This is a genomic window from Kribbella sp. NPDC051770 (genome assembly GCF_040681455.1).
Lineage (GTDB): Bacteria > Actinomycetota > Actinomycetes > Propionibacteriales > Kribbellaceae > Kribbella.
This window is the reverse complement of record NZ_JBFAYT010000011.1, coordinates 181,480-194,884: the sequence shown is the minus strand read 5'-3', so window position 1 is coordinate 194,884 and position 13,405 is coordinate 181,480. Positions and strand designations below refer to the sequence as shown.

14 protein-coding genes are annotated in these 13,405 nt (G+C 69.9%); 4 read left to right on the top strand and 10 right to left on the bottom strand.

What is annotated here, in order from left to right:
* The first annotated feature begins 68 nt into the window (after nucleotides 1-68).
* A complete protein-coding gene (locus AB0M01_RS31245) occupies nucleotides 69-1,457 on the top strand; it encodes an FAD-binding oxidoreductase (protein ID WP_363675853.1) in 1,389 nt (462 codons plus the stop codon).
* On the opposite strand, the gene AB0M01_RS31240 is transcribed toward AB0M01_RS31245, so the two are convergent.
* From AB0M01_RS31240 to AB0M01_RS31220, 5 genes are all read right to left on the bottom strand, one after another.
* Complete coding sequence (locus AB0M01_RS31240; protein WP_363675851.1) at nucleotides 1,444-1,872, bottom strand: hypothetical protein; 429 nt, start codon at nucleotides 1,870-1,872, stop codon at nucleotides 1,444-1,446. The two genes, AB0M01_RS31245 and AB0M01_RS31240, sit on opposite strands and share 14 nt — an antisense overlap.
* Nucleotides 1,856-2,602: an SDR family NAD(P)-dependent oxidoreductase gene (locus AB0M01_RS31235; RefSeq protein ID WP_363675849.1), complete on the bottom strand. Its 747-nt coding sequence runs from the start codon at nucleotides 2,600-2,602 to the stop codon at nucleotides 1,856-1,858. Before AB0M01_RS31235 ends, AB0M01_RS31240 begins: the two co-directional genes overlap by 17 nt.
* Nucleotides 2,595-3,851: an AMP-binding protein gene (locus AB0M01_RS31230; RefSeq protein ID WP_363675847.1), complete on the bottom strand. Its 1,257-nt coding sequence runs from the start codon at nucleotides 3,849-3,851 to the stop codon at nucleotides 2,595-2,597. Before AB0M01_RS31230 ends, AB0M01_RS31235 begins: the two co-directional genes overlap by 8 nt.
* Complete coding sequence (locus AB0M01_RS31225; protein WP_184801737.1) at nucleotides 3,848-4,099, bottom strand: acyl carrier protein; 252 nt, start codon at nucleotides 4,097-4,099, stop codon at nucleotides 3,848-3,850. The genes AB0M01_RS31230 and AB0M01_RS31225 overlap by 4 nt, the downstream gene beginning before the upstream one ends.
* A gap of 134 nt (nucleotides 4,100-4,233) precedes the next feature.
* Entirely contained in the window at nucleotides 4,234-4,428 is a 195-nt protein-coding gene (locus tag AB0M01_RS31220) for a hypothetical protein (protein WP_363675844.1), read from the bottom strand.
* Nucleotides 4,429-4,574: 146 nt separating this feature from the next.
* Here AB0M01_RS31220 and AB0M01_RS31215 point away from each other — a divergent pair, with 146 nt between their 5' ends.
* Entirely contained in the window at nucleotides 4,575-6,830 is a 2,256-nt protein-coding gene (locus AB0M01_RS31215; protein ID WP_363675842.1) for a hypothetical protein, read from the top strand.
* A gap of 87 nt (nucleotides 6,831-6,917) precedes the next feature.
* Here the strand turns inward: AB0M01_RS31215 and AB0M01_RS31210 are convergent, their stop codons facing one another.
* From AB0M01_RS31210 to AB0M01_RS31200, 3 genes are read right to left on the bottom strand one after another with little or no spacing between them, the layout of a single operon-like run.
* Nucleotides 6,918-7,793: an alpha/beta hydrolase gene (locus AB0M01_RS31210; protein ID WP_363675840.1), complete on the bottom strand. Its 876-nt coding sequence runs from the start codon at nucleotides 7,791-7,793 to the stop codon at nucleotides 6,918-6,920.
* Nucleotides 7,794-7,818: 25 nt separating this feature from the next.
* Nucleotides 7,819-8,751, bottom strand: a complete 933-nt coding sequence (locus AB0M01_RS31205; protein WP_363675838.1) for a sigma-70 family RNA polymerase sigma factor — start codon at nucleotides 8,749-8,751, stop codon at nucleotides 7,819-7,821.
* An 18-nt stretch (nucleotides 8,752-8,769) separates the two neighbouring features.
* Nucleotides 8,770-10,335, bottom strand: a complete 1,566-nt coding sequence (locus AB0M01_RS31200; protein WP_363675836.1) for a family 10 glycosylhydrolase — start codon at nucleotides 10,333-10,335, stop codon at nucleotides 8,770-8,772.
* A 188-nt stretch (nucleotides 10,336-10,523) separates the two neighbouring features.
* Here AB0M01_RS31200 and AB0M01_RS31195 point away from each other — a divergent pair, with 188 nt between their 5' ends.
* Both AB0M01_RS31195 and pseI read left to right on the top strand, forming a co-directional pair.
* A complete protein-coding gene (locus AB0M01_RS31195; RefSeq protein ID WP_363675834.1) occupies nucleotides 10,524-11,048 on the top strand; it encodes a GNAT family N-acetyltransferase in 525 nt (174 codons plus the stop codon).
* A complete protein-coding gene (pseI, locus tag AB0M01_RS31190) occupies nucleotides 11,045-12,100 on the top strand; it encodes a pseudaminic acid synthase (RefSeq protein ID WP_363675832.1) in 1,056 nt (351 codons plus the stop codon). Before AB0M01_RS31195 ends, pseI begins: the two co-directional genes overlap by 4 nt.
* Before the next feature lie 48 nt (nucleotides 12,101-12,148).
* Here pseI and AB0M01_RS31185 read toward each other — a convergent pair whose 3' ends face one another.
* Both AB0M01_RS31185 and AB0M01_RS31180 read right to left on the bottom strand, forming a co-directional pair.
* On the bottom strand, nucleotides 12,149-12,925 hold the full coding sequence (locus AB0M01_RS31185) for a hypothetical protein (RefSeq protein WP_363675830.1): 777 nt from the start codon (nucleotides 12,923-12,925) through the stop codon (nucleotides 12,149-12,151).
* Complete coding sequence (locus AB0M01_RS31180; RefSeq protein ID WP_363675828.1) at nucleotides 12,918-13,379, bottom strand: GtrA family protein; 462 nt, start codon at nucleotides 13,377-13,379, stop codon at nucleotides 12,918-12,920. Before AB0M01_RS31180 ends, AB0M01_RS31185 begins: the two co-directional genes overlap by 8 nt.
* Nucleotides 13,380-13,405: the final 26 nt, after the last annotated feature.

The following is a 13,405-nucleotide window of genomic DNA, read 5'->3' as shown; positions in this document are numbered from 1 at the left end:
CCCTCGAGTCCTCGTTCTGCCCGGCTTCGCCACGTAAAGTAATGGGCACTCAATGCGGGAGGTGCGTGATGACACAGACTGCTGAGCGGGGAATCGGGGATCTGCGGGCGGCCGTGGGTGGAGTGGTGTTCACGCCGGGTGACGACGGGTACGACGACGCGCGGCGGGTGTGGAACGCGGGGATCGACCGGCGGCCGGGGGTGGTCGTGCGGTGCGCGAGCGTCGACGACGTGCGGGCGGCGCTGGCGTTCGCGGTGGGGAACGGGCTGGAGGTGTCGGTGCGTGGCGGCGCCCACAACGTCGCGGGTGGGGCGGTGGTCGACGACGGGGTGATGATCGATCTCAGCCTGCTCAACCAAGTCTCGGTCGACGCCGACGCGAAGCGGGCGAAGGTCGGCGGCGGGGCGCTGCTCGCGGATCTGGACGCCGCGACGCAGGCGCACGGGCTCGCCGTACCGGCCGGGATGGTCAGCCACACCGGCGTCGGCGGGCTCACGCTCGGCGGCGGGATGGGCTGGCTGTCGCGGATCGGTGGGCTGACGATCGACAACCTCGTCTCGGTGCAGCTCGTGACGGCAGACGGCCAGGTGCTGCGCGCGGCCGCGGACGAGAACGCCGACCTGTTCTGGGCGGTCCGCGGTGGCGGCGGCAACTTCGGCGTCGTCACCGAGTTCGAGTTCGCGCTGCACGCCGTCGGCCCGATGGTCCAGTACGGGCTGCTCTTCTGGGATGTTGCCCAGGGCACCGAAGTCCTGCGGCTCGCCCGGGACGTGATCCCCGCGCTGTCGCGCGAGTTCAACGTGGTGATCGCCGGGCTGAGCGCGCCGCCGCTGCCGTTCGTACCGGAGCAGCACCACTTCCGGACCGGCTACGCGCTGGTCGTCACCGGCTTCGGTTCGCCGGAGTCGCACGCCGAGGTGCTCGACCGGCTGCGGACCGCACTGCCGCCGCTGTTCGAGTTCGCGACACCGATGCCGTACGTCGCGCTGCAGCAGACGCTCGACGAGCCGAACGCGTGGGGCCACCACGTGTACGAGAAGACGGCGTACCTGGACGAGCTGACCGACGGCGCGATCGGCGTACTGGTGGAGCATCTCGGCCGCAAGCAGTCGCCGCTGTCGGTCAACCTGTTCTACCGGCTCGACGAGGCCTACTCCGAGGTCCCCGACGACGCCACGGCGTTCGCCGGCGGCCGCTCGCCGCGGTACGCGACGTTCATGGTCGGCGCCGCGCTCGCACCCGATCAGCTCGCGGCCGAGCGGGACTGGGTCAGGACGTTCTGGTCGGCGCTGCAGCCGCACGCGATCGCGGGCGAGGGCTACGTCAACGCGCTCGGTGCCGAAGGGCTCGACACCAGCACGCTGTACGGCGCGAAGTACGACCGGCTCGCGCGGATCAAGGCGTCGTACGACCCGGCGAACCTGTTCCACCGCAACACCAACATCACGCCGGCCTGACTGAAGGCGCCAGGCTCGGCGCGCGACCGGTCGCGGGAGCGAGGGCCACTGACACGACCAGCGGCCCGAGCTCCAGCGTCCGCCACTGCCCCGCGAAGTCCGCCGGTACGTCGAGGCCGTGCTGCGGCCACCAGGCCAGCATCGGTACGTCGGCGAGCTTGCACAGGCACTCCGAGCGGGTCCAGCGCTCCCAGAACTGCTCGGTGCCGAACCGCTCGGCCAGCGGCGCGGGGATCGCCTGGTCGGCGTACTCGGCGTCGACGACGACCGACCAGCCGTCCGGCGGTACGCCGTACCAGCCGACGCAGCGGAAGTCGGGCAGGTGCGAGCGGGTCAGTGCGTCCCGCATCTCGTCGGCCGAGCCCACCCGGAGGTGGGACTCGGCCCGGGCGAGCAGCTCAGATACCGGCGGCACCGTCGATGACGATCGCCTGGCCGTTGATGTTGGTGTTCTCCAGCAGCAGCATCCGGACCACCGGGACGACCTCGTCCGGCTCGGTCAGGTGACCGGTCGGCGTCCGCCGGACGATCTGGTCGAGCTGGGTCTGGCCGAGCACCGCGGACATGTCCGAGGCGAAGAAGCCCGGCGCGACCGAGTTCACCAGCACGCGGCCGCCGAGCTCACGGGCCATCGACCGGGTGGCCGAGTCCATCCCGCCCTTGGTGGCCGAGTAGGCGACCAGGCCCGGGAAACCGCGCTGCCCGCAGATCGAGGTGATGTTGACGACCCGGCCCTTGAGCCCCTTGGCCATCATCCGGCGCAGCACGTACCGGGTCAGCACCAGCGGCGCGGTCAGGTTGGTCTGGATGATCTGCGCGATCTGGTCCGCCGAGGTGTGCACGTGCAGCGAGTCCTGGCCGATCGCGGCGTTGTTCACCAGACCGTCGATCGGGCCGAGCTTGTCCTCGACCTCCTTGACGAAGGCCTGGGTGGCCTTCTCGTCGTTCAGGTCGACCGCACCGGCGTGCACCTGGTCGGGGTACTTCTCGGCCAGGGCGGCGATCTCCGGCGTCACCGAGCGGGCGAACGCCGCGACCTTCACGCCCGCGTCGATCAGCCCGGTGACGATGGCCAGGCCGAGGCCGCGGGAGCCGCCGGACACCAGCACGACGGTCGACGGCGGAACCAGAGTGACATCAGACATCGCTTTTCAGGGTCTCCTTCTGGGGAATCTCGGCCAGGAAGCGGATCCGGCGCGGTACGCCGTAGTCCGGCAGTCGGTTGGTCGACCACTGGACCAGGTCGGCGTCGGTGACCGGACCGAGGTCGGGGTTCAGCACCACCTCGGCGGCGACCATCCGGCCGACCAGCGGGGCCTTGCGGGCGAACACCCGGGCCCAGGCGACGGCCGGGTGGGCCATCAGCACGTTGCGGACCAGGCCCGCGGACACCTTCGAGCCGCCGACGTTGATCTCGTCGGTGTCGAGCCGGCCGGTGATCAGCACCCGGTCGCCAACGAACTCGACCCGGTCGCCGGTCCGGTGCGCGCCCTCGAGGCCGGCACCGTGGTGCGGGGAGGCGATCACCAGCTCGTCGCCGTCCACCGACAGCTTCGGGCGCTCGGACTCCGGGTCGGGGTCGCGGTCCAGCCAGGCCTTCGGGAAACCGGCCTTGCCGTCGTGCACGACGATCGACGCACCGACCTCGGAGGAGGCGTAGATCCAGGAGATCCGGGCCTGCGGGAACAGCTCGGCCAGCTGGTCCAGGATCGCCTGGTCCACCGGCTCGCCGCCGAGCGTGATCTGCTCCAGCGGGACCTTGGCCAGCGCCTCGGAGTCACGGAAGATCGTCTGCCGCCAGAAGGTCGGCGTACCGGAGGCGGCGGTGACGCCGTGCTCGGCCGCGATGTGCGGCCAGGTCTCCAGCTCCGACGGCTCGATGACGACCAGGCCCTGGTCGGCCTGGGTCAGGGAGATCGTGATCACCTGCCACCAGGCGTACGTACCCGGCGAGTACGGGACCAGCCAGGTGCGCGGCTGCTGCTTGCCGCGGACGGTGGTCAGCGACTCCAGCGTGTGGCCGATCCGCTTCGGGCGGCCGGTCGAGCCGGAGGTCAGCAGCCAGACCCGGCCGGACTCCTCGACCCGCTTCAGCTTCGCCGCGGTGACCGAGTGCTCGTCGCCGTTCGCGATCACCACCGCGAAACCGGACTCGCCGAGCTCCTCGCGCATCGCCAGGTCGACCCGCGACGACGTCGCCACCAGCAGCTCGGTGCCGTGCACGGCGTGGTGCCGTACGGCGGCCAGCGCGTCCGCGCCATTGTCGACCAGCACTGCGGCCGGCGACGGGAGCTGCGGCAGCTTGTGCAGGGTCCGCCAGGTCAGCTTCTTCCCGCCGACGACGACGGTGTTGTCGTCGCCGATCAGGGCGGTGCTGCGACGCCGGCCGGTCACGCCGACTGGAGCTGCTCGATGAAGTCCAGGACGTCGCCGACCTTGGCGATCTGCCGCAGTCCGGGAGCATCGAAGTTCAGCTCGTCACCGATCTCGTCCTCGACCCGCAGGGCCAGCTCGGAGAAGTCCAGGGAGCGGAAGCCGATCTCCCGCAGGTCGGCGCTGTCGTCGCCGGGCAGTTCCTTGCCCTGCGCCTTCATCACCTCGCCCATCAGGTCCCGGATCTGGGCGCGCGTCAACTCACTCATGGACCAAGACTCTAGCCTCCCACGCCTGCTGGAGACGACTCGCGTAACCCTCGCGGTGGTTGACGTCACTTTCTGATTCGCGCCGGGGGTGAGGATGCGCGAGCGTGCCAGGATGTCAGCCCCGGTCCAGCCGGTCATGCGATCGGTGGCTGGTACTTGTTGGGTTGGTTAGCGAGGGGCGCGTTGTTCTCCGGCCGGAAACGGCTTCGGAGGCGGCGGAGTCTGTCCTTGATCTCCCAGCCGATCAGGGCGATCAGTGGGGCTGCCGCGGCGGTGGCTGCGAGCAGGATCTCTTCCACGGGGAAACCGGCGATGTGCTGGGCGGGCATGCTGCCTCCCTGTCACTGGCGTTCACTCAGGGTAAGCGGCACAGGGCTTGAGGTAAACGGCTCAGCGACGCCGACTACCGTTGTCAGAGAACTTTTCGTCGCTCACGGGTCTCTCTCCGTGTGCAGGGACTGCGGAGGGAGCTGGGGTGGGTCGACCGGGGCGGGCGATGTCGGTGGCGGCGCTGGCGAGTCTGCCGGTGCTGCCGCTGGGGTGGTTCGTCGGGCTGCAGGCGCACCCGCCGTGGGTCGCGGCGGCGTACCTGGGCTACTTCCTGGCCGTGATCGCGGTCCCGGGGACCATGTTCTGGCGGCGCCTCACCGGCGGCTCCGGCTGGTTCGCGGTCGACGCCGTCCTCGGTACGACGTTCGGCCTGGCCTGCGAAGTGCTGCTCTACCCGCTCGGCCGCTGGCTCGACATCCCGCTGATCGCGCTGGTGATGCCCGCCCTCGCGCTCGGCATCTTCCTGGCGGTGCCCGGCCGGCCGCAGTCCACCAAGCCCACGCCCTGGTGGTCCGTGGCCGGCGTCATGGTCGTGGCCGGCGTAGTCGCCGCCTGGTTCGTCCGCGTCGGCTCCCGCGTCATCCCGCTCGACGGCCCGGCCGCCCTGCGCCCCAACTCGGACTCCCCCTTCCAGTTGTCGCTGGCGGCGGAGCTGACGCACCACTTCCCGCCGCAGGTCCCGTACGTCGCCGGTGAGCCGCTGACCTACCACTGGATGGCCTACAACCACATCGCCTCGGCGCACTGGATCACCGGCATCGAGCTGGACGTGCTGACCCAGCGAGTGGTCCCGTTCGCGTTCCTGCTGCTGACGACCCTGGCCGCGGCCGCTGTCGGCATGATCCTCACCGGCCGCGCAGTAGCCGCGCCGATCGCCGCCGGCCTCACCGTGCTCGCCGGAGACCTCGGCCCGTGGGGCTGGACGGTCACCAACACCCTGTACCACGACAGCCCGCTGTCGATGGGCCAGATGATCAGCCCGACCCAGGCGTTCTCCACGGTGATGATGCTGCCGCTGATCGCCGTCACCGCGCAGCTCCTGCGCCGTCCACCGGGCCAGACCCGGCGCCAGGTCGCAGGGCTGTTCGTGGTCGCCGGACTACTGATCAGCGTCCTGTCGATCAGCAAGGCCACCGCGCTACCTGTGTACGGCGCCGGCCTCGCCGCCGCGTGGATCTACCTGACGATCAAGGCCCGCCGCCTCAACCTGCGCGCACTGGTGCTCGGGGTGACCGTCGCAGCGACGTACGCGTTCAACTTCTTCGTCGTGCTGCGCGGCGCGAGCCACGGCATGGAGTACAAGCCGGCCGGTACGTACCGCACGATGCTGGACGGCATGCTGCGCGGCATTGACCCGTCCGTGCAGCCTGGTCACACAGTGCTGCTCATCGTGGCCGCGGCGGTCGCCGCCGGCTGGCTGATGCCTGCTGTCGGCGTACTGCTCATCAAGCGGCGGCTGCCCCGCGACCCGATGGTGGTGATGCTGCTGGCCGGGCTGGTCGGAGCAGTGGCAGCCGCCAGCCTGCTCTACCACTACAGCCAGGCACAGGTCTTCTTCGCCCGCACCGCCTTCGTCTACGGGGTTCTGCTCGCCGCCTGGGGTCTGGCCTCGCTGGAGCGCCGCCAGTACCTGGTGGTCGGCCCCGCGCTGGCCATCGGCGTCGGCGCGATCTACATGGGCCGCGCGCAGACCAAGACGCTGATCCGCGACTGCCAGGACACCGGCTGCCTGGAGCGGATCTTCTCCCGGCCGCTGATCGCCGCGCTGATCCTCACCGCGGCCGGCGTGATCATCTTCGGGCTGAGCATCCGCCGGCGCTCCCGGACCGGGCGGACCTGGGCGGTGATCGCCGTGTCCGCGCTGATCGGGCTGACCGTGTCACCGACCGTCGTCAGCCTGCGCCAGTTCGCGTTCCCGCCGCAGACGGCGTACGACTCGATCGCGCCCGGCGGGATCGAGGCGGCCCGGTTCATCCGCCGCCAGTCCGGTCCGGACGACCTGATCGCGACCAACATCCACTGCCACGCGCCGACCGGCCCGCGCTGCCACACCGGCTCGTTCTGGATTCCCGGGTACGCCGAGCGCCGGGTGCTCGTCGAGGGCTGGTCGTACACGGCCAAGGCCAACGACGTGCACAGCTCGACCGAAGCGTCGTACGGGCCGTTCTGGGACAAGGAGAAGCTGAAGGTCAACGACGAGGCGTTCACCGCCCCGACGCGCGAGGTGCTGGACCGGCTACGCACGCAGTACGGCGTGCGCTGGCTGCTGGCCGACGACCGGGTGAACCCCGCACCGGAAGAGCTGGAGAAGCTCGCCGAGCTCCGGTTCCAGTCGGGCACGGTCCGCGTCTACCAGCTCTACCCGCCCCGGGTCGGGGCGGGCTCCACTCCGATCAGCTAGTCCGCCTCGCCAGGTTGGCTTCGATCTCTCCCGGGCATGTGCTGTTTCGAGTCATGCCATCCACACGGATCGCCGGCCCTGCCGAGTTCACCGCACGGATGTGAGCCGAGCCACAAACCCGGCGACGGCCTCGGCGAACGCCTCGGGCTCCTCGACGTGGCCGAAATGGGCGCTGTGCTCCAGGAGGACCAGCTCGGCGCCCGGGATCAGGTTGGCGAGCTCCTCGCTCCAGCGCGGACCACAGATCGGGTCGAAGCGGCCGCCGATCACCAGGGCGGGCAGGTCGAGCCCGCCGAGCAGCGGGCGGTCGTCGATCGTCTCGGGCGTGCCGTCAGCCTCGACGGCGTCGACGTAGGTGCCGCCGACGCTCGCGCGCAGCTTCTCGTACTCCGGCTGCCGCAGCCCCCAGTAGTCCGCCAGGTACGCCGGAATGATGCCGCGGGCAACGGCCGCGAACTCCTCGTCGTTGCTGATGCCGCCGATCCCCTGGACGGCAGCCATCACCTCGGCCAGCTCGGGGTTGCCGGCGTTGCGGGCGGCGTACGCGGTGAAGTTTCGCCCGGCCTCCTCGCCGAACTCGGCCCCGGTCACCGGGGCGCTGTCGTAGAGGACGACGCCGGCCAGGCGGTCGGTGTGGTGCAGCGCGAAGTGCTGGGCGACGAAGCCGCCGTGCGAGTGCCCGAGCAGGTGGACCGGGCCGGCGCCGAGGTCGTCGATGACGGCGGCGAGCTGCTCGGCGTACCGGTCCCGGACGTAGCCGCGCGGATGGGAAGGGAGCCGGCCGGAGTCGCCGGTGCCGATCGGCTCGACGTACACGATCTGCAGGTGCTGCTCGAGGACGGGCATCCGCAGGTAGTCCCAGTTGATGCCGGGGCCGCCGGAGTGGGCGACGAGGATCGGGCCGGTGCCGTGCACGTGGTAGCGCTGCGTGAGGCCGTTGACCTCGATGGTGTGGGTTGTCATGCCGGCAAGACGGAGTACGACGGGGTTAGTTCACCGGCTCCGGTGTGAGCCCGGCCACAGGCTTCGGGTGGAACAGCCGGAGCTCCTGGACCCGTCCGCCCTGCAGGGACATCAGCCAGGTCACCGCGGGTGGGCAGTGGTCGGGGTTGTCCGGTGAGTTGAGCAGGTCCATCTCCCAGATGGCGAGGTCCCGGCTCGCCACCACGTGGCGGACCCGCTGCCGGACACCGGCGGTCAGGTCGGACTCCATACCCCGGTGGAGGAAGTCGTGACCGACGATCGGCCGCGGTCCGCTGAGCAGAGCCACTTCCGGCGACCAGCGCTCAGCCAGCACGGCCTGGAACTCACCGCGCTCCGCAGCTGCCAGCGTCTCCCGCGCCTCGCGCTCGCTGGCTGTTGCCAGAGCACCAGCGTCGTCGTGGGCTGTGTCGGCCGTCGCCAGGAGCGCTTCGGCCAGCCGGGCACGCCCGAGGCTGAGCCGGCTCCGGACGGTCCCCACCGGCACTCCACAGGCATCAGCGATCTGCTGGTACGACGTGACGCTGGTACTGAAGTGCCGCAGCATGATCGCCAGCCGGGTCTGCGGCGACAGCTCCTCCATCGCCGACCAGATCCAGTCGCGCAGGGCGTGCTGGTCGAGCATCTGCTCGGGGGTGAGGTCCAGTGAGGCCAGTGCGACCTCGTCGACGGACAGCGGGTAGGTCGTGCTGCGCAGCCGGGTCCGGCAGGCGTTGCGGACGACCATGCGCAGCCAGGCACCTACAGAAGCGGGCTCGCGGACATCACCGATCCGCCGGAGCGCCGTGAGCGAGGCGTCCTGCAGCACGTCCTCCACGTCCGGGCTGTTGCCCAGCAGGCTGAGCGCGACCGCCCGCATGCCGGCCTGGTGCCTGGCCAGCAGCGTCCCCAGAGCTGCAACGTCTCCAGCCTGGGCGCTGCGGGTCAGGGTTTCGTCCACGTCCTCCAGTATTGCTCGCTACCGGAGAACCGCCGCGGGCAGCGGGATGCTCTGGTTCCAGCTGCGGTCCAGTGCGGTCACCAGGTACAGGTAGTGGCGTCCGGCAACGGCTGTGGGGTCTGTCCAGGTCTGCTGGCCGGCTGTGGCGCGCAGGGTCGCGAGCAGGTTGCGGGCGTCGTTGTCGGCACACCAGTCGCCGGCGGTGAGGTCGCGGCGGTAGACGGCGTACGAGGTGGTGTCCTTGGAGGTCTGGCGCCAGGTCAGCTTGATGCCTCCGGTGGTGCGCGAGGCCTTCAGGGCGTGGACCGGGAGCGGCGGGCGGGCGTCGAGCGACGGCATCGCGGGGACCAGCGCCGGGCGGGTGTACCAGGTGCTGTTGAGCAGGCTGGTCGCGCCGAGGCGGTCGGCGCGGACGTCCTTCGCGGAGAAGTAGATGTCGCCCTTCACCTCGGGGATCGTGCTGTTGAAGGCCAGGTGGTCGCTCAGCTCGGCCGGGTCCGACCAGTCCGGCGACTGCGTCGACGTACCGACCTTGTACGTCGCCTGGCCGATGTAGAGGTGCACGTCGGTGCCGCGCACCTGGTCGGCCCACCAGGGCACGATCTTGTTGTAGTCGGCGGGCGCGAAACCGCCGGCCCAGTAGACCTGCGGGACGATGTAGTCGATCCACTCCTCGCGGACCCACTTGCGGGTGTCGGCGGCCAGGTCGTCGTACGTCTGAACGCCTGCGGTGGTGTCGGATCCCTCGGCGTCAGTGGCCTTGTTCCGCCAGACGGCGAAGGGGCTGATGCCGAACTTCACCCAGGGCTTGGCGGCCTTGATCTGGTGCTGCAGCTCCTGGATCAGCAGGTCGATGTTGTTGCGGCGCCAGTCCTGGAGGTTGGCGAAACCACCGCCGTACTGCGCGAAGGTCGCCGCGTCGTCGAAGGTCTGGCCGGCCACCGGGTACGGGTAGAAGTAGTCGTCGAAGTGCACGCCGTCGATGTCGTACTTGCCGACGGCATCCATGATCGCGCTCTCGACGAGCTTGCGGGCCGCGGGGATGCCGGGGTTGTAGTAGAGCTTGCCGCCGTACGTGACGACCCAGTCCGGGTGCTGCCGGGCCGGGTGTGTGGGGACAAGGGCGTTCAGGTTCGTGCCCATCGAGAGCCGGTACGGGTTGAACCAGGCGTGCAGCTCGAGGTTGCGCTTGTGCGCCTCGGCGACGGCGAAGGCCAGCGGGTCGTAGCCGGGGTCGCCGCCCTGCGTACCGGTCAGGTACTGCGACCAGGGCTCGACCGTTGACGGCCAGAACGCGTCGGCGGTCGGGCGGACCTGGAGCACGACGGCGTTGTGGCGCTGGCGGACGGCGTCGTCGTACCAGGTGAGCAGCTCGGCCTTCTGCTGCTCCGCGGTCAGACCGGTCCGCGACGGCCAGTCGATGTTGACCACCGACGAGACCCAGCTGGCCCGGAACTGCCGCAGCGGGGTCTTGCTGTCCGGAGCACAGCCGCTGGCGGGCGCTGCTGTCGCCGTACTGGTGAGACCGCTGACCAGCAGACCGACGGCCACCGCGAGGACTCCGACCACACGCCAGGCTCTCATGTCACTCTCCGACTACGCTCCGGGACGGGATCGAAAGATAGTTACACATTCGGCGGCGGCTTTGAAGGTGTCATACAGATCCCTGATCGGGCCATCGGATTCGCGTCTGGCCACCGGCTGCCGGGAGGCGGGCGCTGGCCGGTACCGTGGTGGCCGATCCAACCGGTGAAGCGAAAGGGCGAAATCAGGTGTTGCGCACGGCCACCGACGGTGACGTCGACATCATCCGGGAACTGCGCAACCAGCAGCCCAACCGCGACGTCAGCATCAACTCCCACGAGATCGGCGCCGACGAGCACCTGGCGTGGTGGAAGAAGGCCGGCGTCGACCCGACCCGCCGGGTGCTGATCTACGAACGCGACGGCGCCGTCGCGGGCGTGGTCAACTTCTTCGACCTGGAGCTCGACGGTTCGCCGCGGACCGGCGCCTGGGGATTCTTCCTGGACGCCGAAGGGCTGGCCGAGCGTGGCGAGACCCTGCCGGCCTGGATCGAGGTCATGAAGGACGCCACCGGCTACGCCTTCGACGAGCTCGGGCTCGACGACCTGTACGGCGAGGTGCTGGAGCACAACACCGTCGTCCGGCAGATGAACCGGCGGTTCCGGTTCGTCGAGGGCGAGCCGGAGACGCGGGTCAGCGACGGGCGCGAGATCACCGTGCTGCCGATCAGCTTGAACAAGAACAACCGGCGCAAGCCGAAGGGAAACTCATGAGCGCTGCAACGATCAACTTCGGTGACGTCCCGGTCGGTCCGGAGCACCAGCCGTTCGTCATCGCCGAGATGTCCGGCAACCACAACGGCGACATCGAGCGCGCCAAGGACATCGTCCGGGCGATGGCCGAGACCGGCGTCCAGGCACTGAAGCTGCAGACCTACACCGCCGACACGATCACCCTCGACGTCGACCTGCCGGCCTTCCGGCTGCCGTCGGAGCACGAGCTGTGGGGCGGCGCGCGGTTGTACGACCTGTACCAGGAGGCGCACACCCCGTGGGAGTGGCACGAGCCGATCTTCGAGCTCGCGAACTCGCTCGGCATGCTGGCCTTCTCCTCGCCGTTCGACCCGACCGCGATCGACTTCCTGGAGAAGCTGAACGTCCCGGCGTACAAGGTCGCCTCGAACGAGATCGGCGACCTGCCGCTGGTCCGCGGCATGGCCGAGACCGGCAAGCCGATCATCATCTCCACCGGTTCGGCGACCCTGATGGACATCGACGCGGCGGTCCGCGCGGCGCGCTCCACCGGCAACGAGCAGATCGTCGTGCTCTCCTGCACCGCGAGCTACCCGGCGCCGCCGGAGCAGTCGAACCTGCGCTCGATCCCGGTCCTGCGCGACGCCCTCGGCGTCCAGATCGGCCTGTCCGACCACACCATGGGCATCGGCGCCGCGATCGCCGCCGTCGCGCTCGGCGCCACGGTGATCGAGAAGCACGTCACGCTGTCCCGCGCCGACGGTGGTGTCGACTCGGCGTTCTCGCTGGAGCCTGATGAGGTCAAGGCGCTGGTCGAAGGCACGAAGGTCGCCCAGCAGGCCCTCGGCGAGCCGATCGTCGGCCCGAAGCAGGCAGAGCAGAACGTGCTCCGCTTCCGGCGGTCGCTGTACGTGACCCGCGATGTGAAGGCCGGCGAGAAGGTTGCTGCCGACAACGTCCGCTCGGTGCGCCCCGCGGGCGGGCTGCCGCCGGACGCGTTCACGTCGGTCGAGGGCCGGGAGTTCCGGCAGGACACCCCGAAGGGGACGCCGTTGACTTGGGACGTGCTGTAGGCAATCGCTGAAGGCCCCGGACCGTACGACGGTCCGGGGCCTTTGCGTTCAGCGGAGTTCGCGGACCGCGCTGGCGCGGACCTGGCGGGCGAACGCCAGGAACTGTTGCTCGGAGTTGTCGGTGCTGAAGACCCGCAGCTCGACCGCCGTCCGCGTGGTCTGCAACTGCAGCGTGCGCTCGATCCAGACGTGTCCACTCCGCGGGTACGTGCGTACGACGTACCGGGACGTGGAGCCGAACTCCGGCAGCGGACGCTCGACGATGGAGCCCCGCCCGGAGGCGCCCACGGTGAACTCCCGGCACTCGGGCGCGGGCTGCAGCACCTGCCGCTGGTACCGGACAGCCTCCGCGCCGGTCAGCTCGTACACGCGCACGTTCGCTACACCGTCCCCGGCAGGTGTCGGCAGAGTCACCGAGCCCATCACGGCCGGAGTGTCCGTGCGGAACCCGTCGATCCTGTTGTACACGCGACCGGCCGAACGTACCGCGACCCGGCAGGACTCCGGCTTGACCGGCTGCCCCGCGAAGAAGTCGTCGCGCCACGAGTAGCTCTCCAGCTCGATCAGGTACGTGAACCGATCCATCGCCCGCCCGCGGTAGGTGGGCGGCACCACGCGCACCAACTGGTCCTTCGTGTAGCGGAACGTCGCTGGCGAGCCGTCGACCGAGACGGTGCTGGTAGCCGTCGGAGTGATGGGAGCGGTCGGCAGCGGAGCGGTCGCCTGTGGGGTGCTCAACGCGGCCGGCGCCTCGGTGTGCGGCGTACAGCCCACCAACGCCAGCAGAGCCAGTGCTGACGACAACCTTCGCGCGGACCTACGCATCAACTGGGGTGTGGGACACGTCGCGGAAGGTCCAGAAGCGGTGGAGGAGGTAGCTCGCTACCGGGACCAGGAGGATGACCAGGCCCTGGGCGAGGAGGACCGGGGTGTGGAGGAGCTCGATCAGGAGGGGCATGCCGATCAGGGAGCAGGCCAGGCCGAAGAGGTAGACGGTGTAGAACTTGGCGAAACCGCGGAGCCAGCCGGTCTGAGAGCCGAAGACGAAGGTGCGGTACGCCGGGTACATGATCAGCGCGGTGGTGAAGTTGGCCAGGGCGGTGACCACCAGGTACGGCAAGCGGCCCTCGAGGAGGTGCCAGCCGAGCCAGAACAGGCCGAAGTACAGGACGTTCGTGCCGGCGCCGACGATCAGGTAGCGGACGCGGTGGTCGCGCAGGAGTTTGGCCGGCAGTTGCGCGACAGAAATGATCGTGCCTCTCAGCAGTGGGATAATCACAGCGGCGGACGCCCCGCCTCCTCACC